The organism is Sporosarcina pasteurii (genome assembly GCF_041295575.1).
Classification (GTDB): domain Bacteria; phylum Bacillota; class Bacilli; order Bacillales_A; family Planococcaceae; genus Sporosarcina; species Sporosarcina pasteurii.
On the sequence record NZ_CP160452.1, the window covers coordinates 436,694 to 463,444 of the forward strand.

Annotated in this window: 26 protein-coding genes; 22 read left to right on the plus strand and 4 right to left on the minus strand. The window is 40.0% G+C overall.

Annotated features, from left to right (window positions below; translation table 11 throughout):
• The first annotated feature begins 24 nt into the window (after nt 1–24).
• The 15 genes from atpA (at nt 25) to AB1H92_RS02150 (ending at nt 14,066) form a co-directional block, all read left to right on the plus strand.
• Nucleotides 25–1,533, plus strand: coding sequence for a F0F1 ATP synthase subunit alpha (gene atpA / locus AB1H92_RS02080; protein ID WP_115359940.1), 1,509 nt, complete (start codon nt 25–27; stop codon nt 1,531–1,533).
• Nucleotides 1,534–1,666: 133 nt separating this feature from the next.
• A complete protein-coding gene (atpG, locus tag AB1H92_RS02085) occupies nt 1,667–2,524 on the plus strand; it encodes an ATP synthase F1 subunit gamma (RefSeq protein WP_115359941.1) in 858 nt (285 codons plus the stop codon).
• A 192-nt stretch (nt 2,525–2,716) separates the two neighbouring features.
• Complete coding sequence (atpD, locus tag AB1H92_RS02090; RefSeq protein WP_115359942.1) at nt 2,717–4,132, plus strand: F0F1 ATP synthase subunit beta; 1,416 nt, start codon at nt 2,717–2,719, stop codon at nt 4,130–4,132.
• 118 nt (nt 4,133–4,250) lie between these two features.
• On the plus strand, nt 4,251–4,655 hold the full coding sequence (locus AB1H92_RS02095) for a F0F1 ATP synthase subunit epsilon (protein WP_115359943.1): 405 nt from the start codon (nt 4,251–4,253) through the stop codon (nt 4,653–4,655).
• Nucleotides 4,656–4,865: 210 nt separating this feature from the next.
• A complete protein-coding gene (locus AB1H92_RS02100) occupies nt 4,866–5,102 on the plus strand; it encodes a DUF1146 family protein (RefSeq protein WP_115359944.1) in 237 nt (78 codons plus the stop codon).
• Between the two features lie 356 nt (nt 5,103–5,458).
• Complete coding sequence (gene murA / locus AB1H92_RS02105) at nt 5,459–6,760, plus strand: UDP-N-acetylglucosamine 1-carboxyvinyltransferase (protein ID WP_115359945.1); 1,302 nt, start codon at nt 5,459–5,461, stop codon at nt 6,758–6,760.
• Nucleotides 6,761–7,481: 721 nt separating this feature from the next.
• The gene (gene spoIID / locus AB1H92_RS02110; protein ID WP_115359946.1) at nt 7,482–8,438 is read left to right on the plus strand and encodes a stage II sporulation protein D; all 957 of its coding nucleotides are present in this window, start codon (nt 7,482–7,484) and stop codon (nt 8,436–8,438) included.
• A 30-nt stretch (nt 8,439–8,468) separates the two neighbouring features.
• Nucleotides 8,469–9,131, plus strand: coding sequence for a M23 family metallopeptidase (locus AB1H92_RS02115; RefSeq protein WP_115359947.1), 663 nt, complete (start codon nt 8,469–8,471; stop codon nt 9,129–9,131).
• A 183-nt stretch (nt 9,132–9,314) separates the two neighbouring features.
• Nucleotides 9,315–9,593: a sporulation transcriptional regulator SpoIIID gene (locus AB1H92_RS02120; RefSeq protein ID WP_115364006.1), complete on the plus strand. Its 279-nt coding sequence runs from the start codon at nt 9,315–9,317 to the stop codon at nt 9,591–9,593.
• 479 nt (nt 9,594–10,072) lie between these two features.
• The gene (locus AB1H92_RS02125; protein ID WP_115359948.1) at nt 10,073–11,065 is read left to right on the plus strand and encodes a rod shape-determining protein; all 993 of its coding nucleotides are present in this window, start codon (nt 10,073–10,075) and stop codon (nt 11,063–11,065) included.
• Between the two features lie 18 nt (nt 11,066–11,083).
• The gene (locus AB1H92_RS02130) at nt 11,084–11,920 is read left to right on the plus strand and encodes a flagellar hook-basal body protein (RefSeq protein ID WP_115359949.1); all 837 of its coding nucleotides are present in this window, start codon (nt 11,084–11,086) and stop codon (nt 11,918–11,920) included.
• Nucleotides 11,921–11,961: 41 nt separating this feature from the next.
• Nucleotides 11,962–12,798, plus strand: a complete 837-nt coding sequence (locus AB1H92_RS02135) for a flagellar hook-basal body protein (protein ID WP_115359950.1) — start codon at nt 11,962–11,964, stop codon at nt 12,796–12,798.
• A 22-nt stretch (nt 12,799–12,820) separates the two neighbouring features.
• Nucleotides 12,821–13,156, plus strand: coding sequence for a DNA-directed RNA polymerase subunit beta (locus tag AB1H92_RS02140; protein WP_115359951.1), 336 nt, complete (start codon nt 12,821–12,823; stop codon nt 13,154–13,156).
• Nucleotides 13,157–13,184: 28 nt separating this feature from the next.
• Entirely contained in the window at nt 13,185–13,631 is a 447-nt protein-coding gene (fabZ, locus tag AB1H92_RS02145) for a 3-hydroxyacyl-ACP dehydratase FabZ (RefSeq protein ID WP_115359952.1), read from the plus strand.
• Nucleotides 13,632–13,754: 123 nt separating this feature from the next.
• Complete coding sequence (locus tag AB1H92_RS02150; protein ID WP_115359953.1) at nt 13,755–14,066, plus strand: hypothetical protein; 312 nt, start codon at nt 13,755–13,757, stop codon at nt 14,064–14,066.
• A gap of 306 nt (nt 14,067–14,372) precedes the next feature.
• Here the strand turns inward: AB1H92_RS02150 and AB1H92_RS02155 are convergent, their stop codons facing one another.
• Together AB1H92_RS02155 and AB1H92_RS02160 are read right to left on the minus strand one after the other, a co-directional pair.
• On the minus strand, nt 14,373–14,825 hold the full coding sequence (locus AB1H92_RS02155; RefSeq protein ID WP_115359954.1) for a YwpF family protein: 453 nt from the start codon (nt 14,823–14,825) through the stop codon (nt 14,373–14,375).
• Nucleotides 14,812–15,186 carry a hypothetical protein gene (locus AB1H92_RS02160; RefSeq protein ID WP_115359955.1) on the minus strand — a complete coding sequence of 125 codons (375 nt, stop codon included), beginning with the start codon at nt 15,184–15,186 and terminating at the stop codon, nt 14,812–14,814. Before AB1H92_RS02160 ends, AB1H92_RS02155 begins: the two co-directional genes overlap by 14 nt.
• Before the next feature lie 381 nt (nt 15,187–15,567).
• Here AB1H92_RS02160 and AB1H92_RS02165 point away from each other — a divergent pair, with 381 nt between their 5' ends.
• Together AB1H92_RS02165 and AB1H92_RS02170 are read left to right on the plus strand one after the other, a co-directional pair.
• Nucleotides 15,568–16,008, plus strand: a complete 441-nt coding sequence (locus AB1H92_RS02165; protein ID WP_115359956.1) for a single-stranded DNA-binding protein — start codon at nt 15,568–15,570, stop codon at nt 16,006–16,008.
• A 271-nt stretch (nt 16,009–16,279) separates the two neighbouring features.
• Nucleotides 16,280–16,438 (plus strand): hypothetical protein, encoded by a 159-nt coding sequence (locus AB1H92_RS02170; RefSeq protein WP_166739557.1) that lies wholly within the window; start codon nt 16,280–16,282, stop codon nt 16,436–16,438.
• A 73-nt stretch (nt 16,439–16,511) separates the two neighbouring features.
• Here the strand turns inward: AB1H92_RS02170 and AB1H92_RS02175 are convergent, their stop codons facing one another.
• Together AB1H92_RS02175 and AB1H92_RS02180 are read right to left on the minus strand one after the other, a co-directional pair.
• On the minus strand, nt 16,512–19,259 hold the full coding sequence (locus tag AB1H92_RS02175) for a DEAD/DEAH box helicase (RefSeq protein WP_115359958.1): 2,748 nt from the start codon (nt 19,257–19,259) through the stop codon (nt 16,512–16,514).
• Nucleotides 19,256–20,836: a hypothetical protein gene (locus tag AB1H92_RS02180; RefSeq protein ID WP_115359959.1), complete on the minus strand. Its 1,581-nt coding sequence runs from the start codon at nt 20,834–20,836 to the stop codon at nt 19,256–19,258. The genes AB1H92_RS02175 and AB1H92_RS02180 overlap by 4 nt, the downstream gene beginning before the upstream one ends.
• Nucleotides 20,837–21,315: 479 nt before the next feature.
• Here AB1H92_RS02180 and AB1H92_RS02185 point away from each other — a divergent pair, with 479 nt between their 5' ends.
• The 5 genes from AB1H92_RS02185 to AB1H92_RS02205 all read left to right on the plus strand — a co-directional run bounded on the left by AB1H92_RS02185 (nt 21,316) and on the right by AB1H92_RS02205 (nt 26,736).
• A complete protein-coding gene (locus AB1H92_RS02185) occupies nt 21,316–21,771 on the plus strand; it encodes a transcriptional regulator (protein ID WP_115359961.1) in 456 nt (151 codons plus the stop codon).
• Nucleotides 21,772–22,179: 408 nt separating this feature from the next.
• A complete protein-coding gene (locus tag AB1H92_RS02190; RefSeq protein ID WP_134268509.1) occupies nt 22,180–22,887 on the plus strand; it encodes a hypothetical protein in 708 nt (235 codons plus the stop codon).
• Nucleotides 22,880–24,178 carry an efflux RND transporter periplasmic adaptor subunit gene (locus AB1H92_RS02195; protein WP_115359963.1) on the plus strand — a complete coding sequence of 433 codons (1,299 nt, stop codon included), beginning with the start codon at nt 22,880–22,882 and terminating at the stop codon, nt 24,176–24,178. The genes AB1H92_RS02190 and AB1H92_RS02195 overlap by 8 nt, the downstream gene beginning before the upstream one ends.
• 453 nt (nt 24,179–24,631) lie before the next feature.
• Entirely contained in the window at nt 24,632–25,234 is a 603-nt protein-coding gene (locus tag AB1H92_RS02200; RefSeq protein WP_166739556.1) for a PolC-type DNA polymerase III, read from the plus strand.
• A gap of 212 nt (nt 25,235–25,446) precedes the next feature.
• Nucleotides 25,447–26,736, plus strand: a complete 1,290-nt coding sequence (locus AB1H92_RS02205; protein WP_115359965.1) for a uracil/xanthine transporter — start codon at nt 25,447–25,449, stop codon at nt 26,734–26,736.
• Nucleotides 26,737–26,751: the final 15 nt, after the last annotated feature.

Below are 26,751 nucleotides of genomic sequence, written 5' to 3' on the forward strand. Positions count from 1 at the left end.
TGAAATTTGAGAGGTGACCTATTCATGAGCATTAAAGCTGAAGAAATCAGCGTTCTTTTAAAACAACAGATTGAAAATTATCAGTCTGAGATGGAAGTTAGCGACGTTGGTACAGTTATCACAGTTGGTGACGGTATCGCTCGTGCTCATGGTCTTGACAATGTCATGGCTGGAGAACTATTAGAGTTCTCTAACGGTGTTATGGGTATGGCTCAAAACTTGGAAGCGAACAACGTAGGTATCGTTATCCTTGGACCATTCACAGACATTAAAGAAGGCGATGAAGTACGTCGTACAGGCCGTATTATGGAAGTACCAGTTGGTGAACAATTGATTGGTCGTGTTGTGAATCCACTAGGACAACCAGTGGATGGACTTGGACCAATTGAAACAACAAAATCACGTCCAATTGAAAGCCCAGCACAAGGGGTTATGGCACGTAAATCAGTTCACGAACCACTTCAAACAGGTATTAAAGCAATTGACGCACTTGTTCCAATCGGACGTGGACAACGTGAGTTAATTATCGGAGACCGTCAAACTGGTAAAACAACAGTTGCAATTGACGCGATTTTGAACCAAGCAAACGAAGATATGATTTGTATCTACGTTGCAATCGGTCAAAAAGAGTCAACGGTTCGTGGTGTTGTTGAAACACTTCGTAGAAACGGAGCACTAGACTACACAATCGTTGTGACAGCTTCGGCATCTGAGCCAGCACCATTACTATACTTAGCGCCATATGCAGGTATTACAATGGCTGAGGAATTTATGTTCGACGGTAAACACGTTCTTATTGTTTATGATGACTTATCTAAACAAGCGGCGTCATACCGTGAACTTTCACTATTACTTCGTCGTCCACCAGGTCGTGAAGCATACCCAGGTGACGTTTTCTACTTGCACTCCCGTTTACTTGAGCGTGCAGCTAAACTAAATGACGATTTAGGTGGCGGTTCTATTACTGCACTACCATTCGTTGAAACACAAGCAGGGGATATTTCTGCTTATATTCCAACAAACGTAATCTCGATTACGGATGGACAAATCTTCTTACAATCTGATCTATTCTTCTCTGGTGTTCGCCCAGCAATTAACCCGGGACTATCAGTTTCTCGTGTTGGTGGATCAGCTCAAATTAAAGCGATGAAGAAAGTTGCGGGTACGCTACGTCTTGACCTAGCTGCATTCCGTGAACTTGAAGCTTTCTCACAGTTCGGTTCTGACTTAGATGCGGCTACGCAAGCAAAATTAGACCGTGGTGTGCGTACAGTTGAAATTCTAAAGCAAGACCTAAATAAACCAGTTCCAGTTGAAATTCAAGTTACTGCACTTTATGCATTAACTCGTGGATTCTTAGATGATGTTCCTGTTGCAGATATTCTACGTTTCGAATCAGAAATTGCAACTTGGTTAGAATCAAACCACACAAATGTTTTAGAAACGATTCGTACGACAAAAGACCTTCCTTCTGATGAAGAGATGGCAGCGGCGATTAACGATTTCAAAAAGACTTTCGCTAAATCTGAGTAATTCAACATTTTGACGGTAGAAATGCTCGTTTTTAGTAGTGGCGATCATAGGGAGTTCAATCTCCCTACTGAATCAAGTTAATCTATACGAAACATATTGTTTATTCTAAAACAAAAAAGGTGGTGAATAACCAATGGGATCATTACGCGAAATTGAAACGCGCATAAATTCGACAAAGAAAACGAGTCAAATTACACGTGCGATGCAAATGGTTTCTGCTTCTAAACTGAACCGTGCAGAACTGAATGCGAAAGCTTTCGTTCCGTATATGGAAAAGGTACAAGAAGTAGCAGCTTCCATCGCTGCTGGAACAGACTCAGAACATCCAATGTTAAAGAGTCGTCCTGTAAAAAAGACTGCCTATATCGTCATTACTGCTGACCGTGGTCTTTGCGGAGGCTACAACAGCAATATGATTCGAAAAGTAGTGAACGTCATTGCAGAACGTCATACATCATTAGACGATGTAGTCATTTTTGCAATTGGCCGAAAAGGGTATGAGTTCTTCTCGAAGCGTGGTTATAACGTAATTGACAGTGTTCTCGGTGTTTCCGATCACCCGTCCTTTGCGGAAATTAAAGATATCGCTAATAAAGCTGTTGGTATGTTCACAGACGGTACATATGATGAACTTTATATGTACTATACGCACTATGTTAGTGCGATTTCCCACGAAGTTACGGAGGAAAAAGTGCTACCACTAACGGATATTGCAACTGAAGATACGGTGATTTCTTCTTATGAATTCGAGCCATCAGGCGAAGCAATTCTGGAAGTATTGTTACCGCAATACGCAGAAAGCCTTATCTTTGGGGCATTACTCGATAGTAAAGCAAGTGAACATGCTTCAAGTATGACAGCAATGAAAAACGCAACTGACAACGCAGGCGAGTTAATTGATGACTTAACGCTTCAATTCAACCGTGCACGTCAAGCAGCAATTACACAAGAAATTACTGAAATTATCGGTGGGGTAGCGGCGCTCGAATAAAGCGAGACGCCCCCATTTACAAATAAAGTACTCTTAGATAGAGACTTGTAAAACGGGATATATAGGTGGAAATAAAAAAGTAACATTTAATTTGGCTTATGACTCGAGCATCTGCCTCCTGAAGCTGGGAAAGCGTCCGCTCGGAAAGGAAGTCAATGTTTCAACTTATATAGTAAGACAGGAGGAAAAAACATGAACAAAGGACATGTTCTTCAAGTAATGGGTCCGGTTGTAGACGTTAAGTTCGATAACGGCCAGTTGCCTGAAATTTACAACGCACTGACTGTTGAAATTGAACGTCCAGGTGCAGAACCTGAACTGTTGACACTTGAAGTTGCAATTCACTTAGGTGACGATGCAGTTCGTACAATTGCAATGTCTTCAACAGACGGATTACAACGTGGTTCTGAAGTAACAGACAAAGGTGCTGCAATTTCTGTACCAGTTGGCGACATTACATTAGGACGCGTATTTAACGTACTCGGTGACACGATTGACCTAGCCGATGAAATTCCGGCATCAGAACGTCGTGATCCAATTCACCGTGAAGCACCGCAATTCGAAGACCTTTCAACAGAAGTTGAAATATTAGAAACAGGTATTAAAGTTGTAGACTTACTAGCTCCTTATATTAAAGGTGGTAAAATCGGTCTCTTCGGTGGTGCCGGTGTAGGTAAAACAGTTCTAATCCAAGAATTAATTAACAACATTGCTCAAGAACACGGTGGTATTTCGGTATTCGCAGGTGTTGGAGAGCGTACACGTGAAGGTAACGACCTTTTCTACGAAATGACAGATTCAGGCGTTATTGAGAAAACGGCAATGGTCTTCGGTCAAATGAACGAACCACCAGGTGCACGTATGCGTGTAGCATTATCAGGTTTGACAATGGCAGAATACTTCCGTGACGAACAAGGTCAAGACGTACTTCTATTCATTGACAACATTTACCGTTATACACAAGCAGGTTCTGAAGTTTCGGCACTACTTGGCCGTATGCCTTCAGCGGTTGGTTACCAGCCGACACTTGCTACTGAAATGGGACAGTTACAAGAGCGTATTACATCAACAAATAAAGGTTCTGTAACATCAATTCAAGCAATCTACGTACCAGCGGATGACTACACTGACCCAGCGCCAGCAACAACATTCGCTCACTTAGATGCAACAACAAACCTAGAGCGTAAACTTTCTGAAATGGGGATTTACCCAGCAGTTGACCCGCTCGCTTCTTCATCACGTGCACTAAGTGCCGAAATCGTTGGAGAAGAACATTACAATGTTGCACGTGAAGTACAAGGTACACTACAACGTTATGCAGAACTTCAAGATATTATCGCAATCCTAGGTATGGATGAGCTAAGCGATGAAGATAAACTTGTCGTTGGACGCGCACGTCGTATTCAGTTCTTCTTATCCCAAAACTTCCACGTAGCTGAACAGTTCACTGGACAAAAAGGTTCATACGTTCCAGTAGCGGAAACAGTAAAAGGATTTAAAGAAATTCTCGAAGGTAAATACGACCATCTTCCAGAAGATGCATTCCGTCTAGTTGGACGCATCGAAGAAGTAATCGAAAAAGCAAAACAAATGGGTGTAGAAGCCTAACTAACACAGCAGGACTCAATCCCTGCCGAATCAAATAAAGGCTTCAGGCAGTATCAAAATGGTACATTCCAGCTGCCGAAGCCTATTTGATTAGAAGGGACCAGGAGGGGAAATTAATATGAAGACATTACAAGTCAATATCGTCACTCCCGACGGCCCTGTTCTTGAAACTGAAGCAGATATGGTTATCGCAACGACTGAAACTGGAGAACTAGGTATTCTTCCCGACCATATTGCGATGGTTGCACCGCTTAAAATCGGTGGGCTTCGTGTTCAAAAAGGTGACTCAACTGATGTTGTAGCAGTTCACGGTGGTTTCATCGAAGTTCGTCCAGAAGTTGTCACTGTTCTTGCGTCAGCTGCAGAGACTGCTGATACGATTGATGTAGCGCGTGCTAAAATCGCAGAAAATCGAGCGAAGGCAAAATTGCAAGCGGAGAAAGACGAGAAAGAATTGCGTCTGGCTGAACTAGAATTGCAACGTGCTATCAACAGAATTAGAGTAGGCGAAGGTAAGTTTTAACTCATTTAGCAAGGCACACAGCCATAGCTAATTAAAGTTAAATTGTCGGGATCATGCATGGTGCATGATAAACAATTCATTTCTACGGACAGGGGGACATATTATCTTCTGTCCGTTTTTTTTAAGGAAAAAAGTTCATGTCCTATTAGGCATGAAATTGTGATATATTATGAAAGTGTGGGCATTGAAAACATAGAAGGTGATAAATGAATGAGCAGTATGTTTGGGTTCCAACCCCTATTAGCAATTTTTTCACATATCTTTTTTATTGGTGTTTCGTTTTATGCGCTTCAAGCGATTATGCCAGAAAAAATTATACGTAAGAATCGAGTATTTCAAGCACAAATTTTATTTATTTTTTTAAGTATTATGATGGGTTGGAGCGTATCAAATTTCTTTCTTGAGATATCCTATTGGTCAGGAAGGTTGCCAACACTTTTTCAATAAGAGATATGAACAAGTACAGTTTATTGCATTACTTGTTATCGCCACATGTATAATGGGCAAACTTGCAGGAACTATACACGTGGCGATGACAGGTAACCGGCAAAATAAAGTTTACTGTGAATCCTTTAGGGAATAAACAGTATAAACCGTGCAAGAATGACGAATATTGACACGAATTGCTAAAAGATTACATACCTTATAGTACATCTTACGTAAGTCAAACATAGGTCTTAAAATTCTTGTGAAGTGTATAAAAAAGCTGTACAATAAGAGGGATTTAATAAAAGAAAATCAACTTAAATGCACATTTAAATATACTTTATGGAGTTACAACTTAGAGTCGGAGGGACTATGAAATGGATAAAATTATTATTAAGGGCGGACGTAAGCTATCGGGTAATGTCCGCGTTGAAGGGGCAAAAAATGCTGTGTTGCCGGTATTGGCAGCTGCTTTACTCGCTTCTGAAGGGAAGAACGTTATTCGTGACGTACCCAACCTTTCAGATGTGACGACAATTAGCGCAGTATTGAAAAGTTTGAATGCAAAAGTAGAAACGGATGCAGACAATAATGAAGTAACCATTGATTCGGAAAGCACATTGTTTAGCGAAGCGCAATTTGAGTATGTACGTAAAATGAGAGCATCCATTCTTGTAATGGGTCCACTACTTGCCCGTAATGGCTTTGCACGTGTTGCGTTACCGGGCGGATGTGCAATTGGTTCACGTCCGATTGACCAACATTTAAAAGGGTTCGAAGCAATGGGCGCAGAAATTACATTCGGGCACGGTTTTGTAGAAGCGAAAGCTGAAAATGGATTAAAAGGTGCAAAAATCTATTTAGATTTCCCAAGTGTTGGTGCAACGGAAAACATTATGACAGCAGCTGCACTCGCAAAGGGCACAACCATTATTGAAAACGCAGCAAAAGAGCCTGAAATTGTAAACTTGGCAAACTTTATTAATGAAATGGGCGGTAAAGTTATTGGTGCTGGTACGGACTCCATCCGTATAGAAGGAGTATCTAAACTATATGGTACGACACATCATATTATACCTGACCGTATTGAAACAGGAACATTCATGGTGGCAGCCGCGATTACAGGCGGAGACATCATCATTGAAAACGCAGTTCCTGAGCATAATGCTGCGCTTATTTCGAAAATGGGCGAAATGGGCGTGAATATTGTCGAAGTTGATGAAGGTGTTCGTGTTTATGCGGAATATCCACTTAAATCCGTAGACTTAAAAACAATGCCGCATCCAGGCTTCCCAACAGATATGCAATCACAAATGATGGCACTGATGTTAACAGCCACTGGTACAGGTGTCATTACTGAAACCGTATTTGAAAACCGTTTTATGCACGTAGAAGAATTCCGTCGCATGAACGGCTCCGTGAAAATTGAAGGACGTTCCGTAGTGTTAGAAGGACCATCCAAATTACAAGGTGCAGAAGTTGCTGCAACGGATCTGCGCGCTGCTGCTGCGTTAATTCTTGCTGGATTAGCTGCAGAAGGTGTAACGCGTGTAACGGAACTATCCCATTTAGATCGCGGTTACGTTAATTTCCATCAGAAATTAGAAGCACTTGGCGCAGACATTGAACGTGTTTCTTCAGAAGTAAAAGAAGGAAAAAAATTCACACTTTCCAACTAATATGAATAATCCTTTTTTCTTTTGTAACAAGCACTTATTGTATATAAAATGATTCAATATCATAATTGAAGCAATTGATTTATACATTTATTGTGTCTTATCCTACCAGAGAAAATATCGTAAATACTATAGGAGAAGGTGGGCTTCTTCTATAGTCTATGCATGATAAAGCTATCGTCTTGTACGATAGCTTTTTTAATTGATAGGAAAACTTTACTTCTGAAAAAACTACTTTATAAGTCTGTACAATAATTTTGTTTTTATACATTAAAACCTACAATAATCTCCGAATAATATTGATTTCCGTTCCGGGCGGACGCTATTCCAGCTTCAGGAGGCAGATGCTCGAGTCATAAGCCAAATTAACTGCGTGACAAAAAGCGTCACTCCGTTAATTCGTCTTATGCTTATCGCATCTAACCGCCTCCTTCAGCTTTTATTATTTCCGTGGGGCGGGCGGTGAGCCAATCGCAAAACACAGATTGCGATTTGCCTTAATTTCTGCGGTTTTTGCTGAAATTAAGGCATCCTGTTGGATATTCCTGCTCATAACGCTTCGCTTTTACTCGCAAAAGCCGTTCTTCGTGACGGCTTTCGCTAGTCCCACCGGAGTCACCGCTCTCCACTCCAATCAACGAACATACCATATACCAAAACATTCAAGAGTATAAATTGACCCATTATAAATGAATAAAGTTTCTTCATTTTCATATAATCTACTATGAGAAAATTATGGATAGCACTTTCAATATTTGTTCTATTATTGTTTTTCTTTCCGTTACTCATCATTAAAGAATCTCCAAAACCCCAAGCTGAGCAAACAAAAAAGGAGGGGGGATACTGTCCATTTGAAATTACCGTTCAAGGGGTGGACAAGCCTTTCGCGCTAGAAGAATACGTAAAAGGAGTCGTTGCTGCTGAAATGCCAATAGCCTTCCATGAGGAAGCTTTGAAAGCCCAAGCGCTTGCAGCACGTACATACGCCCTTAGAACAACGGAGAAAGGAGTAAAGCCAATCGCTAAAGACGTTTCTGCTCAAGTTTTTTATACAGAAGCAGAGCGCAAGAAAAACTGGGGAAAAGAATTCAAGAAAAATGAAAAGAAAATTGACGCAGCTGTTCGTGCAACTGCAGGCGAAATCATCGTCTATGAAGATGAGATTATTTCGGCAATGTTCTTTTCAACTTCAAATGGAAAAACGGAAACAGCTCAAAATTACAGTGGCGCAGATGTTCCTTATTTACAAAGTGTTGACAGCGCAGGAGAAGAAGCGTTAACGCCAGTTTATAAAGAAGAAAACAAAATTCCTCTAGCCAAATGGAATGAAGCACTCGGTATGAACTGGGATGCGACGATGTTTGAGTCCCTCCAACTCATTCGTAACTCATCGGGACGCGTTCAAAAGATGGTCACGGACGGTTTTGAAAAAGAAGGTAGAGAGATTCGAGAGCTTCTTGGCCTCCGATCAACGGACTTTGATATTGCCTTCGACGTTACTAATAACCTTGTACTCATTGATACAGTCGGTTATGGACATGGAGTTGGGATGAGTCAATACGGAGCTGAGGCACTTGCCCAGCAAGGTTTAACGGCAAATGAAATCATTGCACACTATTATTTAGACACAGAAATAAAAAAAATATTAATAAATGATCCTGAATGTTTAAAAACACCTTAACTTGCAAAGAATGCAAGTGAGGTGATGATTATGAGAGAAGAAAAAAAATCTCCTTCTCAAAAGGACAAACAAACAAAGAAGAAAAATTGGCTTTGGCCTGCCGTTTATTCGGGAATCGCAATTGTATTCGTAGGGATGGTCTGGGGGTATAGTGCACTAGTAAAAAATGATGCTCCAGAATTAACGGACGGTACAATGGGCGGTGATTCCGACAACGGTGAATTGGTTGTAGAAACAAACGCATCAAAGGAAGTACTTAAGTATCCATTCTCAGAAGAGTTGCTAGACGACGTCGCAATCTTGCAAAACTATTATGATTTGGAAGCAGAAGAGTCCGTACAGGAGAACTCATTACTTGTATTTAATCAAACATACGAAACAAGCACAGGTGTCTCCATTTCGATAGACGACCAACCTTTTGAAGTAGTTGCTGCGGCAACGGGTGTCGTTGAAGAAGTTGTTACAGATGTCTTCCAAGGCGATGAAGTAATCATTTCTCACGCTGATGGAATGAAAACAGTTTACAGCTCTCTATCTGGTGTTCTCGTGAAAAAAGGTGAAGAAGTAACACAAGGGGAACCACTCGGAAATGCTTCGGCTAATGAATGGAACCCGAATGCTGGCACACATCTTCACTTCCAAGTACTTGTCAATGATGAACCTGTTAATCCAGGATCTTACCTAGGTTTCTAGAACTTATCTTGAAGAGTTTTTAACGCTTACTGACTCTTGTGCAAAATGGTTCGTTGTATTGTTTACCCATAACTGTTAATACGCACCGCCAAAGTATAAGAATGATATCAATTGCGCGCATACCGGCCTTTCCTGTTGCATATATTAGAAGAAGACTTAAAGCTGACAGGAAAGGAAGAGGGCGTGCACGAGCAAATACGGAGGCGATGCGTGCGCCTCGGAGAACTGCTGCTTGAAACTGAAGTTACGGTACGAGCATTGGCGAAGGCGACAGGCTATTCAAAAAGCACAGTACACAAAGACCTGACAGAACGTTTGCCGAATGTAGATGCATCACTGTCAGAAGAGGTTGCAAAAATACTCGCCTACCATAAATCAGTTCGACATTTACGAGGTGGCGAAGCAACAAGGATTAAGTGGATCAATGAATCGAAAAAACAAGAAGAAGAGGCAAGTAAGTAATGAAAGCGACTTCGCATATTGCGGGTCGTTTTTTTATGTTTATTTAACGCATAATTGGCTGAAGTGAAAAACGTTAGCTTCAAATGGAAGTCAATGTGTGAGCGGAATCATTTTTTAAGAAAATCTGTCTGCTGAAATAGTAACGGAATAGGTCTATCAAAGCTAAAATGATAGCTAAATAATAGTTCTTTCGGATATTCTTTTACCAGAAACTATGGTAAAATTAAATATTAAGAGTGTTTATTTTTTTCTTGTAGAATGATAAAACTCGAACGGATTTAATACGAATTTTGAGATGATATAGTTAAAAAGTGGCGTAAATCGGTTGGAGTAATATACCTAGTAGCGCGCCTGATGATTGTGTTTTTAGACCTAGGTAAACACAGTGCGAAATAGGGCTTTAATAGTCAACTCGCCTGTCGCATCTATGTATTAATTGATAATAGGCCATTGATTAGATGGAAGGGGAAACAGGAATCATGTTTGCAAAAGATATCGGAATAGACCTTGGCACGGCAAACGTTTTAATGCACGTAAAAGGAAAAGGAATTGTGCTTAACGAACCATCAGTCGTTGCAATTGAAAAACAAACAAATAAAGTGCTCGCTGTCGGTGAAGAAGCTTGGAAAATGGTAGGTAGAACACCAGGAAATATTGTTGCAATCCGACCGATGAAAGACGGCGTTATTGCTGATTTTCATATAACTGAAGCAATGTTAAGTCATTTTATTAATAAAATAAATGTAAAAGGATTTTTCTCTAAACCTCGCATACTCGTCTGTTGCCCGACGAATATTACAAGTGTTGAGCAGAAAGCGATTCGTGAAGCAGCGGAAAAAGCGGGAGGAAAAAAGATTTATTTAGAAGAAGAACCGAAAGTGGCTGCAATCGGTGCGGGCATGGATATTTTTCAACCGAGCGGTAATATGGTCATTGATATTGGTGGTGGAACAACGGATGTAGCAGTATTATCCATGGGTGACATTGTGACCTCACAATCGATAAATGTAGCTGGTGATACATTCGATAATGAAATCGTTCAATATATTAAACGCTCGTATAAATTGCTCATCGGTGAACGTACTGCCGAGAAAATTAAAGTTGAAGTAAGTACTGTTTTCCCAGGTTCTCGTAATGAACAATTGGATATTCGGGGCCGTGACATGGTTTCTGGTCTTCCGCGAACGATAACAGTCAAGTCAGCAGAAATTGAAGGAGCCTTACAAGAATCAGCTTATATGATTGTACAAGCTGCAAGAAATGTGCTTGAAAAAACGCCACCTGAACTTTCAGCTGATATTATTGATCGAGGCATCTTTTTGTCAGGCGGAGGCGCTATGATGCATGGCATTGATCAATTGCTAGCGGAAGAATTAAAAGTACCTGTATTTATTGCAGAAAATCCGCTTGATTGTGTTGCAATTGGAACGAGCTTACTTTTAGAAAATATTAATAAGACAAGCAAAAAATAACAATATGGAGTTGAAATTATGTTTCGCGGTTTCTATACAGTTGCCTCTGGTATGATTGCCCAACAGCGCAGGACAGAAATGTTAACAAACAATATGGCAAATGTGAATACACCAGGTTTTAAGGCTGAACAGTCTTCCATCCGTTCCTTTCCTGAAATGCTTCTGTCAAGTGTGCAATCAACCCGTATTCCAACAGAAAATGGGTTCAACTTGAAAGGTGTTGCACCGATTGGACCGCTTTCAACTGGTGTATATATGCAAGAAACATTGCCGTTGTTTATTCAAGGTCAACTGCAAGAAACGGAATTAACAACAGATGTTGCGCTCGTTGATGGATTTTTGCCGACAGACGAAGAAACTGGCATTCAAGGTACGATATTCTTTACGTTGGAAAATGACGAGGGCGGGACATACTATACGCGAAACGGAAATTTTGCCCTTGATGCAAACGGTTTATTAACGTCTCCTGCAGGGTATTATGTGTTGGATTCGAATGGCAACCGCATCACACTTCAAGGCGATGACTTTCGTGTTACCGAATCTGGTGTTATTATGGAAAATGATAACGTAGTTGCAACACTTGGTATTTCATTCGCAGCAAGACCAGATACGCTGATGAAGCAGGGCGAAGGTTTATTCGTGACGGAAAACGGGGACAACTTAATGACAGTGAATAATATACCCGATGTGACATATTCCATTCAACAAGGGTTTGTCGAAAGGTCGAACGTCGATGCTGGTCGCACAATGACGGATTTACTCACTGCTTATCGTGCCTTTGAAGCGAATCAAAAAGTTTTGCAAGCTTATGATCGTAGTATGGAAAAAGCAGTAAATGAAGTTGGAAAAGTATAAATCAAAGCATGATTCGCGAGAAATAAGGAGACTATAAGTGAATGATACGGACGATGATTACAGCAACGAATACAATGAATCAACTCCAACATCAATTTGATATTATTGGAAATAACCTTGCCAACGCTTCAACGCATGGGTTCAAAGCAAGTCAAGCAAGCTTTCAAGAAATGCTATATGAACAATTTACAAACGACAAAGCGGACCGCGCACCGCGTCAATCTCCGGTAGGGATTCGGTACGGAACTGGGGCAAAAATTGCACAGACGCAAATGAATTGGAAATTGGGGTCACTGCAAGCGACCGAACGGCAGTTAGACTTTGCATTGACGACGCCAAAGCAATATTTTAATGTCATTATGCCGACAGAAGGCGGAGAAGAAACTGTTTATACACGTCAAGGTTCCTTTTACATCACGCCGATTGAAGGTGGGCAGTTGATGTTAGTAAATGATGATGGAAATCCGATTGCAAATGCACAAGGTATGCCAATCGTTTTTAATGATGATGTTGCCCATTATAGTGTTCAACCTGGTGGTATACTAGAAGTGACGGGTAACAACGGTACTGTAACTAGCATTGAGCTAGGTATAACTGTCATTGAGCGCCCCAACTTTATGGAACATTTATCAGGAACCTATATCGGTTTACCGCGAAATATGGCGGAATTAGGCGTGACAGAAGAGGAGATTTTCACGAACCTCCAAGGTGCTGATCGAAATATAATTGGTTTACAGAACGGAGTCCTCGAAACGTCTAACGTTCATTATGAAAAAGAAATGACAGATCTTATCAATGTTCAGCGAAATTATCAATTTAATGCGCGTGCTGTCACGCTGGCTGATCAAATGCTAGGTCTTATTAACGGCATTAGATAAGCTTCATAGGGAGTATTGAACAATGAATGAAGAAAATAAGCAAGATGCAGTGTCTAAACAGGTTTCAACAACAGAGGAAAAGCAAAAATCCAAAATAGGATCACGTTTAGAACGCCTAAAACTAAAAAAACAGAAACGAAATGAAGAGCATGAAGACAATGAGAAGAATGTAAAGTGGGTACAAATTCGGTTAATCCCGATTTGGTTACGAACGATTCTCGTGCTCTTATTGCTTGTTGTCGTTGCGACAATAGGACTCTATACGGGATATAGTGTCATAGGTGATGGTGATCCGGGTGATGTATTCAAAAAGGCAACATGGACGCATATTACGGACATTATTAAAGGGAAAGAATAAAGATACATAAGAAACAGGAGGAAGAACCATGCTAACAGCAGAGCAAATTCAAGCAATTTTACCGCATCGTTATCCTTTTTTAATGATTGACAGAATTCTTGAAGTTGAAGAAGGAAAAAGAGCAGTCGGATTAAAAAATGTGACAATCAATGAAGAGTTTTTTAACGGTCACTTTCCAGGATACCCAGTTATGCCTGGCGTACTCATTGTAGAGGCATTAGCACAAGTTGGAGCTGTTGCTTTATTACAAAAAGAAGAAAATAAAGGACGTCTTGCATTTTTTACTGGCATTGACAAATGTCGATTTAAGAAGCAAGTCACACCTGGGGATACACTGCGATTAGAAGTAGAAATTACACGTTTACGTGGACCGATGGGGAAAGGACAAGCAAAGGCTACAGTAGACGGTGAAATCGTTTGTGAAACAGAAATCATGTTTGCGCTAGGTCCTGTGAGTCCAGCATCTGAAGAATAAAACATAAATATTTACAATAAAATAACAGTAATAATTACGGATAGTTCCCAACTTTTCGACCAACCTAGATAGTATCATGCAACGATGTATGATAGACGGCTTGTGGAAAGGAGGGAATTTTTCATGTTGAAAAAAGCATTTCCGTTCATTCTTATGTCGACATTAGCTTTAGGTGCTTGTATGAATAACGGTGCGCTTCCTGAGAACAATGAGACACCGATGGAAGACAACTTAGACAACCGTGAACAAAATTGGACACCCGATGTACAAGATGAACGTCGTGGCGGTTCAGATTTAGACGGCATCGATAACAATAACGGAAATAACGGCGGCGTCATAAATGATGATGGAATGAACGATGGTAACATGTTCGGCGATGATAACGCGCCACTTCTCGATGAGAATTTAGATGGTAACAACAATAATAACCGCTGACCGCAAGCCGCGCAAAACCGTGTATAGCGGTTAAAGTGTAGATAAAGTCTTTTGTGACTTTGTCTACACTTTTTTTATACATAAAAAAATTCTGGTGTTTGAAACCAAATGCTGTTCACTTGTGGATAACTATTAATAGAATTGTTTATAAAATAGAGAAAGTGTGTGCAAATCACAATCATTTGTGGATAAGTTGTGGATGGTGTTGATAGATTATGGATAACTGTGAATTTATAAACAATTATGTGAATGTTTTATTTGAAATCATAAAAAAACAGATCATTGATGAATGATCTGTTGTGAGATTTATTTTTTTGTTAGTTCTTCATTTTGACGGTCTTTTTTTAAACGGGGGCGAGAGCGCATGTCTGACTCGAATTTTCCAAGAAGTTCTTGACCACTCAAACCTTCATCAATTAGTTGTTCTAAAAGCTGTTCTGCATATTGGGAACGAGCTCGTTTTAAACGACCTTTCATTAAAACAGAAATATTTTCGCCAATTTGTTTTACGTTCATAATGGCTACATGAAAAGCTGCTGGTTCATTTTCTGGATAAGATATAACGACTTTTGTTTCAATTAATTCATCTTTGCTCATTTTGGCTTCAAAAAAACTTTTATGCTTTCCTTCGATAAACATTTCAAGAATCCACATTCGATGACTATTCTCTTGGTTAATAATAATGCCGTCAATGAGCGGGTAGTCATGAAATTTTCCTTCATGAAAAATGTTGATAGAAATCATTTTAAATGTTTTCAATCGCACCATCCCCCTTAAATATAGTTTGAGTATACCATACGGGTAAAAAGAAAAGTATTCTAGTATCGCTTGTGAGTATGTGTAAATAGTTATGAAGTGAATTGATTTTATAACCAACCTTACTATAATAAATACCGAACGATGTAGATTTCCGTTCCAGGCGGACGCTTTCCGTGGGGCGGGCGGTGAGCCAATCGCAAAACGCAGATTGCGGTTTGCCGTATTTCTGCGGTTTTTTGCAGAAATTAAGGCATCCTTTTGGATATTCCTGCTCATAACGCTTCGCTTTTACTCGCAAAAGCCGTTCTTCGTGACGGCTTTCGCTAATCCCACAGGAGTCGCCGCCTTCCACTCCAATCAACAGACACCCCTTATACTAATGACGAACAACTAATGGATAAATAAAAATATCATTCAACTTTATTACATAAAAAAGAAAATATGAAATCGATTCAAGTGCGGTTTTTCCTTTTGAAAATAGAGTGCCAATCTCTTAGAACTGTACATCTTCTTAGGACCTACAAAAATAATTTAAAATCAACCAAATTAGTATTATCGTAATCCGCAGAAATCCGTAAAGAAACGAGTAACCCTAAATATATTTGCGAAATAAATAATGTGGCCGATAGAAAACTTAAAATTCAATGCAAAATATGACTGGAAACTCCCTAATTCAACATTGTCAAAATATTGTTTAACGAGGTACGATAGGCTTACTTTAATGGAGAAGGGAGGTAGGCGATTGAATCAAGTAGCACTGGTAGGACGCATTACGAAAGATCCAATACTCCGCGAGATTGCGAGAGATCGGGTCCAAACAAATTTTGTACTTGCAGTGAATCGCAATTTTAAAAACACACGAGGGGAGATTGAAGCTGATTTTATTCTTTGTTCTTTATGGGGCAAATTAGCGGAGAACACTGCAAAGCATTGTGGGAAAGGCTCGCTTATTAGTGTATCGGGTCGAATTCAATCTAGGTCATATGAACGTGAAGATAAAAGTCGGGTTTATGTGACGGAAGTGATTGGCGATAAAGTACAATTTATCGCGACAAAAAGTAGGGCGACAGCAGAATTGTATGCTGAACCTACGGTGTTTGAAACAGTACAAGCGGCACAGTCAACAGAGGAAGAGCACTTTCAGTTACCGAAGAGGGAAAGTAATGATTTACCAATTATGTAATTGAAGAAAAGGAGGAGATTGGACGGTTCACAGACCGGCGGCTTGATCAAAAAGAAAATAGCGTTAGGAAATTTTAAGTGGAGACTTAATAGGGATTTAATGAACATTCATTTTGTGAAAAAATGCTACGAGGCAGGGAAAACAATGGTCGGTTTGGGGAAGCTGACCAGCCAATTATCTAAGAAGAAAACCGCATAGGACACTTATAAGTAGAGACTGCTTCTACTTTTAAGTGTCGTACAAGCGGTACTAAAAAGGAGTGTCGGTAGACATGCACCGTATTAATAAAGAAATTCTTCGAATGGAATTGCAAATTAGCGAGTTAATCCGAATGGTAGCAAATTTAAACGAAAGACTTAGAGAATTAGAAGATGTTCAAGAAAGAAGAATGTATTTAAAGATGCACCGTTCATTTGATAAGGTGAGATAAAGAATTACCCAACTCAAGTTGCATTCATTTAATTAAAAAAATCCCAAAGAAGAAGACTTCTTTGAGATTCGGATTAACCAAATGATAATAAATCGTCGAGATCATCATCGGAAAGCTCGGCCAACCACTGATTAGATAAAATGAGATCAGCAGAAAGTGCGGCTTTTTCTTCAAGCATTTTATCAATTTTTTCTTCGATTGTACCGATTGTCACAAACTTATGCACATGGACAAATTTCGTTTGTCCAATACGGTAAGCGCGGTCTGTTGCTTGATTTTCAACTGCAGGGTTCCACCAACGATCAGCGTGAAGCACGTGGTTTGCGGCCGTTAAATTCAATCCAGTTCCACCAGCCCGTAATGATAAGATGAAAATAGGGAAGTTCCCTTTTTGGAAGTCATCTACAAGGCTGTCACGTTGTGTTTTTGGCATACTACCAGTTAAAAATGGTGCGTCAATATTATGCAGTTCAGAGAGACAATGTTGAAGTAGTCTACCCATCCCAATGTATTGCGTGAAAATAATACATTGTTCACCATTAGCTGCAATGTTAGCAGACATCGAGACGATGCTCTTTAATTTTTCAGAGCGAGCCACCATTTCTGCAGCAGGGCGGTTTGGCTCTTTTAAGAATAATGCTGGATGGTTACACAATTGTTTGAGTCGATTCAGCATCGTTAACACGAGGCCTTTCTTTTCAAAACCAGTCAGTGTTTCCAGTTTGAATTTTGTTTCATCCAAAAAGCTTTCGTATAATGCGGCTTGTTCTGTAGTGAGTGGACAATACTCATTTTGTTCAAGTTTTTTCGGCAAATTGAGCAGTAAATCAGGGTCGTTTTTCGTACGTCTCAATAGAAACGGTCGAATTTTAGCACGCAATTTTCTTTTGTCTCTCTCTGAATCATCGCGTTCGATCGGAATAATAAACTGATCCGTAAAGGTACGGAAATTACCGAAATAACCTCTATGAATAAAGTCAAAGATCGCCCATAGTTCTGAAAGACGGTTTTCGATAGGGGTTCCTGTTAAAGCGATATGATGCTGACCATGTAATTTACGAATCGCGCGCGACTGTTTTGTTTGCATATTTTTAATGTTTTGCGCTTCATCTAACGTAATCGCTGTAAATTCGGTTTCAGCAAGCATCTCACCATCTTGTGAGGCTGTCCCATATGTTGTTAAAATAACATCTGGTCTTTTAGTTTGTACGAACGTCTTGAAGTCTTCATCTTTTTCACGTGAGGGTCCATAATGCAAATGGACAGATAATGATGGTGCAAATCGTTCAAGTTCTTTTTGCCAATTCCCAAGAACACTTGTCGGACAAACGATTAAAGACGGGCCAGTCGTTTCAGGCCTATTATGCACATTTAATAAATAAGCGATGAGTTGTACGGTTTTTCCGAGCCCCATATCATCCGCTAAACAAGCACCGAATTGATTGTCACGCATAAAGACAAGCCAGTTATAACCGTCTTCTTGATACGGACGTAATGTTGCGTTCAGCTCGGCAGGAATGCCAGCGGATGGGAGCCCTTTCTTCTCAGCTAAAGTTTCCATATAGGTACGTAGTGATTTCTGCATGGAAAACTCTAGAAGTGGATCGGATTCAAACTCCTCTTCATCGTCCGCTAACGGTGCAATTTCTTCAGGGACGTCTTGAAATAACAAGTCTTTTACAGTCCATTCGCCCGCGTCAGCCCGTTCCATTAAGTCACGGATTTTTTGTAACCAAACCGGGTCAATATGGAACCACTCGTCACCCGAACGAATATATTCACGATTCTCTTCCACAAGTCGTCGGAAGCTTTGTTGATCAATTTCATTTCCAGCTAGTGAAAAACTCCAATCGAAGGCGAGTACTTCATCTAATCCTGTGGCCGATTGGTAAGATTGCACACTTGCACTTGTACGCACACGCATTTTAGATTCAGTAATTGATTTTAACCAAGCTGGTAAAATTACCGGAAAGCCGAATGATTGAAGAAGTGGTAGGTCTTCCTGAAGGAAAATACGGACTTCTGCGTCAGCCATCGGTATAGAAAGAAATTGGTCTTGCCATTCAGGTTGTAAAGAATGTAGAAATGACAGCATTTCAGATTGACGTTTCAAAATCTCTTTGGCGTAAGGTTTCCACCGTTCGGTTAATGCTTCTTCAATCGGTAAATGTTTTTTGCGAATCGCAGGCGTCCAGTGGCGACCACGTTCATTAATGATAACCGTTTCAAGTAGCCATTCAGTCGAATCGGATTCTTCTTCTGGCTCAGTTAACCGTAAAGCGGTACGAACTGGAATTGTCGTTTGAGATTCTCCAGGCCACCCGTACTTCTGAATATGGGGAAGGAGAAAGGTTAATTGTTCTGGACGAATCATGGCATTCGCAAGTTTACTATAGACGGCCGATTGTAAAACTTGGGCTGCTTCAGTTGATACTTCTAGTTTTTCCGTATCAAAGTGAATGCCGTTATCATCGGCTTGAGCATGCTTCCATAATTCTGGTTTTCTCCATCCATCAGCTGCTTCCCGTACTGCCTGTAATTGTTTGGTGTCTTCTTCAGTTAAACCTGTAAATTTTACATACGGATGGCTTTCAGGAAATGACTGAAGCAGTTGGTCTGCTTTTAAAATAAGGTGGTCCTCATTTGTTTCAGTAAGAAGTCCAAAAAATGTTTGCTCATCGTTGAAGAAAAGATAGGACACAAGTTCACTTGGAGAGACTGAATTCCCATTCTCCTCATTCGCACGAACAATATAAGTGTCGGTATCTGATTGTTCAATGGATAGTTGCAAATGCTTTTCCAATGTAAATTGTTCGGTCATAAGTTTAAGTTCCCTTTCTCCATTTCTTCTATTAGTGCACGAAGACGACGATTCTTTTCTCGAACTGTGTCGATATATTGATTCCAGAAGTCGTGTTTACCAGATTTTTTAGAACCAGCTTTCATCTTTCTAAATACATTGACGGCTCTTCGATAACTTTGTCGATTACGTTCTTCAATAAAATTCATTGCATATAAGTGTAGAAGCGGAAGAATTGCTGCTGGGTTCTTTTTTAAAGCAATGTTTAAACCGCCAGCCTCCGCTATTTCATAAGGAACGCGGTATCTGTGCATTAACGCTGCCCACTCTTCAAAACGTTCTCGTTCCACGAGGAAATCAGTGTATACGTCAACGCCAATTTCACCGTAATAAGAAAACATTTTTTCACGTACATCTTCAGGGAAGTGAGCTGCTTCAAACAATCCATCAATTCTTCTGACGAAATGAGCACGCTGTGAACGCGTGACGGATTGCATTAAATAATCGTGAATAAATGGTAACAGTGCTTGCATAATGATCGCTAAAGCATCGACATCATCTTCGTAATCAGCGACATCCGCTAGAGGAAGCCACTCTGAGAAATTATCGAGTGTAACAAACTCATTGACTGTTTCTAATTTGTCATACTGGCCTTCGATAATATAGAAGAAGGCAAGTAAAGGATAAATGGTTTGTGCATCCGATTTTTCAAGGATTGTTTGTTCTTCTTCACGCATCGATTTTTGCGAAAATAAACGTTGCCAAAACGTCCGATATAACCGGAAACGTTCTTCATACAGTCCCGGTTGTTCAAGTGTTAAAGTACGTACCATTTTTTTAAGTTCATCGTAAAATGGATCCGTTTCAAATAGTCGCGGTTTAGAGGAAATTGATGTAACAGCATCATCGATTTTCCCGAACTGTTCAGTTAACCAATTTTTAACATACCACTTTCCGTAAGAAAATGAATTCGCATTTTCACCAAGGTGATAGTGAATATATGGCCATGCCGCTTCAAGGGCATGTAATCTATAATAAATGTCAAAAAGTGGTTTCCATTCCCATTCAAAAGGATAAAGTGGTGAAGCTTTTTGTTCAATTAATGAAAATTTATGGATAAAGACCGCTGGATTTTCATTTAACCCGATAATACGAATCGGATTCATCAGTTGTGCAAGCGTGTCATTCCAAGCGCTTGGCGTGCGGTCAGCCACTTTTAATGCCATTTGCTCTGTTTCCATACGTCTCCATTCACCCGTCCAATCTGTTAAAGAATGAAATTGTAAATATAAATGAAAAATAACGGCTACGCGGTGGGCGCACCATCCAGGTTGATTACAGGAACAGTTTACATCTTTTTTATCGAATGATAAACGCACTGTAAATTCATCAACGCCCTGTATCGTTGCGATCACCATTCGATTAGCGGAATCGTATAAATAGGAATCAGCCGCTCCTCGTCGAACAAGGGTGATGGCCATTTGAACTACTTGCGCTTCATCTTTTATGTTCGGGCGCAATGAATGCTTGATTTCATTCATGAATTCCATTAGTTCATTTTCATGCATATAAGAAACTCGTTCTACGGTCATGTGCACATGCTCACACTCCTTAAAAAAGCATTCCTTTTAGTATACCGCTTTTGGCGGTATTACGTAAGTAATTAAATCGATTTCAGTTTTTGAATGCATAGGAAGGAATATGAAAGATTGCTATGGTATGTGAGCCAGTTGCTGGGAACGATGTTGATTTCCGTTCCGGGCGGACGCTTTCCGTGGGGCGGGCGGTGAGCCTCCTCGGTCGCTTTGCTCCACTGCGGGGTCTCACCTGTCCCGCTAATCCCACAGGAGTCGCCGCCCTCCACTCCAATCAACCAAAATATCTCTACACACAATGATTGATGTGATAGTAAATAGTTTTTGTACATCATGTTCATTAATTGGGATTAGCAAAAGTAACCTTAATGCAGGAGTTTAGCTATAGAATTTGCTAAATAGTAAAAAATAATTCACATTTTATAGACTTATATGATAGAATGATAGTAATAATCAGAATCTTCATCTTGAGGAGGGATTAAATGCTTTCAGTTCAAAGGATGACGCCATTTTTCACTAAACAAGAAGATTTTCGGTTACGGTTAGTGTTTGCTTATCAGTACTTTTCTATTATTAAAGGAGGGGAAGTATTTCAATTTGTACCGACAGAAGGTAAAGAAATTGTGATTAATTTAAAAAGCTTACAAGTAGAAAATCTCGGTGAAATTTTTGTATTCCAACGAGGAAGCCGATTCCTGCGTTTACCACTGTATCAGTTGTTACTCATCTCAGATTTGCACATACACTTAAACACGATATTAGAAGGGCATGTGAATCCAAACAAAGATACGAATGTGTCGGAAGATGTCATCATTGAGTCAGAGCATATTATAGCCACCTTAGAAAATGAGAACCGTATTCGGATGATTGACTACGCACTAGAAACGGACGATTTATCATTATTTCATAAACTCACGGAAGGACTGCAAGAAATTTGAATAGCGGATTATAAAAACACCTATCGTAATATATAGTCGATAGGTGTTTTTTTGTTGCCGCGAGTTTGCTTGTATAGGTGCTACATACTTATGAAAAATTGCAAAAAGACAATGAAAATAGTGGATCCTGTTAATCCAAAAATTACATCTTTCCAGTTGAGTTCGTATGTTTCGTTGTCTTTCATAAAAATTCGCCCCTTTGTCGATTTCCCGGGAAATGAAGATGAATATGTCCCAAGAATATAGTTCTAGTAGTAGGATGACCAAAATATGCAATGTTTAAACTTAAAAAAGATAGATAGCAGCTAAAGTATCTCCATTTCTAATAGAAGGTTACAATACGTCAAATATTTGGTAAAATTAAGAAACATGGGTGTTGTAAAATCAATAAAGTATAGAATGATAGGAATGATTTCGGATATGTTCTTTAATTTTACATTTCGACACTTTTTAACGAACCCACGCCAGTTAGCGATTGAATTAGATCATTCAACGATGAGAGGGTTTTGGAAACGAGTTCTAGTTGTCTTTTTAGCAAGCGTGTTGTTATTTAGCCTTCGTAGTTTATGGGGAGTCAACACGGAACGTTTAACGCCTTTACTCACAACGATGTCGACAGCAGATTATACGCTGGCCCGATATGCGTCACTTTTCGGTTCAATGCTTTGGTCATTCGTGTACGTAGCATTTCATTTATTTGGTGTAGCTTATCTGCTAAGTTTTATTTTTGGCATATCGTTCAGAAAGCTTTTACCGATGCAACTTTTAATGACAAGTTTATTGCTTCTTGAAAAAGGATTAATCTTGCTAGTCTTTTATATGACTGGGACGGCTACATATGTTTCATTTCTATCATTTGGTCCATTGGCAGCTACATTTTTAGAATTACCTTTTACTATTTTCTTTTTTAATCAATTGACGCTTACTACAGTGATAATTATTGGATACCAGTATCATTTTATTCAAACGTCAGCGAACATGGCGAAGAAGATGCGTTTGTTATTCGTATTGATAGGCATCCATATCTTTATGGCGATTTTCACGGCAAGTATTGGACTTATACCCATTGAAGATTTGTTTAATCATCTAATTGGAGGGGGTGTAGTCCATGATTAAGTTTAGAAATATCGCCATAGCGCTTGCGGTGAGTGCTTTTTTGGCGACGAACTTCTATTTACTTTATAGCGAGAAAAGTGTCATACCAAAATTACTCTATGTAAAAGAATATGAACGTATGACAACGAAAGACTATGAAGAAAAATTATTTAAAGAAACTTTAGTAGCCCCGTTGGAAACCCATACGGTGTATGTGAATGATGAAGATGCTGTTGAACTTTGGTTGGTTATGGAGGGAGACAGTGTTGCAGTTGGACAAGAACTTGCCTTGTTAAACACGGATCGTGCGGACGGGGAGCGAGATTTATGGGAAACAGAGCGTGCTGTACTACTTCAACAAGAACGAGAGTTGCAAGGCATGATAGATGAACTTGCTTCAATGCGTGCTAATGCGACCTCGAATAATGCTTCCAACGTGGACAGAAATGAAAATGTAACTGAAGTTGAAGGGAGAACAACAATTGAACTCGGTTTAAATATAGGGTTTGTTGTTGATGTTACCCAAGAAGGCGCATATAGCCAAGCGATTGCAGCGATTGAACAACAATTGACGGATGTTTCGCGTCAACTTGCTGTAGTCGAAGCACAGTTGGCACAAGATGACTCAAGACCCGCACTTATTAGTCCTGTAACAGGAACAGTTTCTAAAGTAACGCGACACGGTACCTCATTGGCTGTAGATATTTATAGTCAAGAACAGGTGCTAGTCACTTATGTAAAAGACGAAGAGTGGCAGAAAGTAGAAGAGGGACAGCAAGCTCAAATACAAGGTGGCTCTTTAGGAAAGGTATTAGATGGAAATGTTTTAGCCGTTTCTAAAGTCCCTGCAAAAGAGAACAATCTATTTGAGGCATACAAGGAATTAGATAGTATTGAAGCAAGAAATCCACTAGCTTACTATGAAGTTCGTGTGTTACCGGATGAACCACTAGAAAATATCCCATTTGCAGCGAATTTGAATGCGACGGTCACTGTAAACGACGCAACGGATGCAGTCGCGATACAGAAAGATTGGACTCGACCATCTGAAGAAGGTGAAGTTCTAGTAACGAGACTTGAAGATAATGGTAAACCGGTAGTCATTACGGCAACGACACCTTTTGATCTAAATGGGCGTACCATTATTACAGAAGGATTAAACTATGGGGATATCGTTATGCACGAACCCACTTTACGTCAATTTGAATACGCTCCTAAAATATTTCTTACTTTCCCGACGTATAAGCCGAAGAAAGAAGAATGGAAAGCATATGGTTGGCGAAATTATTTGGAAGCGATGTTGATTAAATAGTTGTAATTAGAGAATACAAGCTGCTTGAAATAGCGGACTGCCTATTTTGAGTGGCTTTTTTGGTTGTGGGGAATTCGGTTGTGTTTGAGAGGAATTGGAGTGCTCTGTCGCGTAATTCATTAGCATTTGCGAGGAATTCAGAGTGCATTCGGCGTGATTCGTTGATTGCGGGGAGTTCAGTATTGGTTATGAGGGGTTCGGGTGCTCTGTGGCGTAGTTCGTTCATTGAAGGGAGTTCGCTAGTGATTAAGAGGTGTTCAAGTGCCCAGAATCGTAAATTTCAAGTAAACCTTCCACGCCATCCAAGGATTATGGGGACTTTGTTCCAATCTATCCGCTTTATTCCTAATATACATGTTTATTCCTATGAAAAAAGTCTTGAAACTAGGACTAAACTCTATGAAATTGGGTAAACTAATTATTAGACTTGCAACTAAACTAGGAGGTGCTGTCATGGTATTTACAGCAGAGCAGCTGTTAAAGGAAAACCGACGTCGGACTCGAAGCGTAAGAAGTACGTCAATGGGTATTCGAAAATATAAAATGGCTAGACAAATTCCGGAAGATTATATTGTACTAGATTTTGAAACGACTGGGCCAAGACCTGGTGCGGATAGAATTATACAAATCGGTGCGATTAAATATATCAATAACGAAAAGACAGAAGTTTATTATACATTGATTAATCCTCGTAGATATATCCCCCATGATGTGACAAAGCGTACGACGATCACAAACTACTTGGTAGAAGATGCACCATTTATCGAGGATAAAATAAATGAATTAATTGATTTTATAGAAGGGTTACCAATTGTCACTCATAACGCTTCGCTGCATATGAATTTTTTATATGCGATTGAACATATGGAGGGCGTTGAAATTCCAGCTTTCAAGGTGATTGACACAGCGCGATTGGCAAGAAAAAGCCTCTCGGGATTTACGCATCAAAAACTTGAGCAATTAACAACGTACTTACAGTTAGAATACGAAGCGCAAGATACGATTAGTAACTGCGAAGCCATTCATAACATCTATCAACTTTGTACAACCAAATGAAAAGAATGATGGGAAGCGTCCTAGTAAAATAGGGCGCTTTTTTCTGTGCAGGATAACACTTCGATTCCCTAAATAGTTTAATATTCTGTATAATGAAATGAATAGGTGCATGGGTGCCAGTCACCGAAACATTCACGTTAAATGAAATAGTCGTGAATGTTCAAACAAACATGTTTGTTTAGGGGCCAGGCACCAAAGAATGGAGGGGGGAAATGAAGCGATTATCAGCATCGGTCACTGTACTGGCAGGTTTTCAATGGTTGTTTTTTATGTTTGCAAACACGGTCGTCATCCCGATTTCGATAGGTGGCGCTTTTCAATTAGAGCAAGTTGAAATCGTTTCGGCGATTCAGCGATCGTTTATATTTACGGGGATTGCTTGTTTATTGCAAGGATTTTTCGGTCATCGTTTAGCTTTGATGGAAGGGCAATCCGGTTTATGGTGGGGCGTGATTTTAAGTTTAGCGGGAACGGCTAGTGCAATGAATTTGGATTTATTGACCGTAGGCGGAAGTATCGCGGTGGGCGTTATTATCTCCGGGGTCCTTGTTGCGCTGTTCGGACTTTTAGGGATGGGCGAGCTGTTAAAAAAATGGTTCACGCCGGTTGTCATGTTTGTGTTTTTATTATTACTAGCGAATCAACTCATTACCATTTTCTTAAAAGGAATGGTCGGTTTAAATACAGGCGACACCATCGATGGGAAGCTTGCGGTATTTTCATTCCTACTTGCGGCATTTACGATTCTCATTCATGTCAAAGGAACAGGCGTTATAAGTAGCTTAAATTTATTAATCGGTATGATGGTCGGATGGATTTTAGCCGTTCAATTATTTCCTCAAGAAGCAACGGAAACGATTTTAACGACGCCGCTTCTGACTTGGTTTCCTTGGGGGCAACCAGCGTTTGAGTGGGGGATCATCATTACGGTTGTCATTACTGGTTTATTAAATACGACGAATACCATCGCGACGTTAAAAGGTGCGGAGGATATTTTCGAAAAAGAAACAACCACGAAACAATATCGCGCTTCCTTTTTTATAACTGGATCTTTATCGGCTGTGACGGGCGCAATCGGACTCGTGCCAAATGCGCCATATGCATCGTCATTAGGTTTTTTGCAATCAACAGGAATCCGTGAACGCGCACCATTTATTCTCGGTTCACTCTTATTTGTTTTACTTGGGCTGGTGCCGACATTCAGTGCTTTTTTCTCAACGATTCCACATAGCGTCGGCAATACGGTATTATTCGTTGCTTATATACAATTATTTAGGTCAGCGCTTCGAAATATTGAAGGGCTCACATTCGAACCGAAAACCGTTTATCGAATCGCACTGCCTTCGTTACTCGGATTGTCGATTATGACGCTGCCGCCAGTTGCGTTTCAAACGTTGCCAGAACTGGTACGGCCGATTCTTTCAAATGGCATGCTTGTTGGAATTATCGGGGCTTTGTTGATGGAATTAATTTTTCACGTTCATAGAAATCATTTTACATAAAAGGGGATTATGACA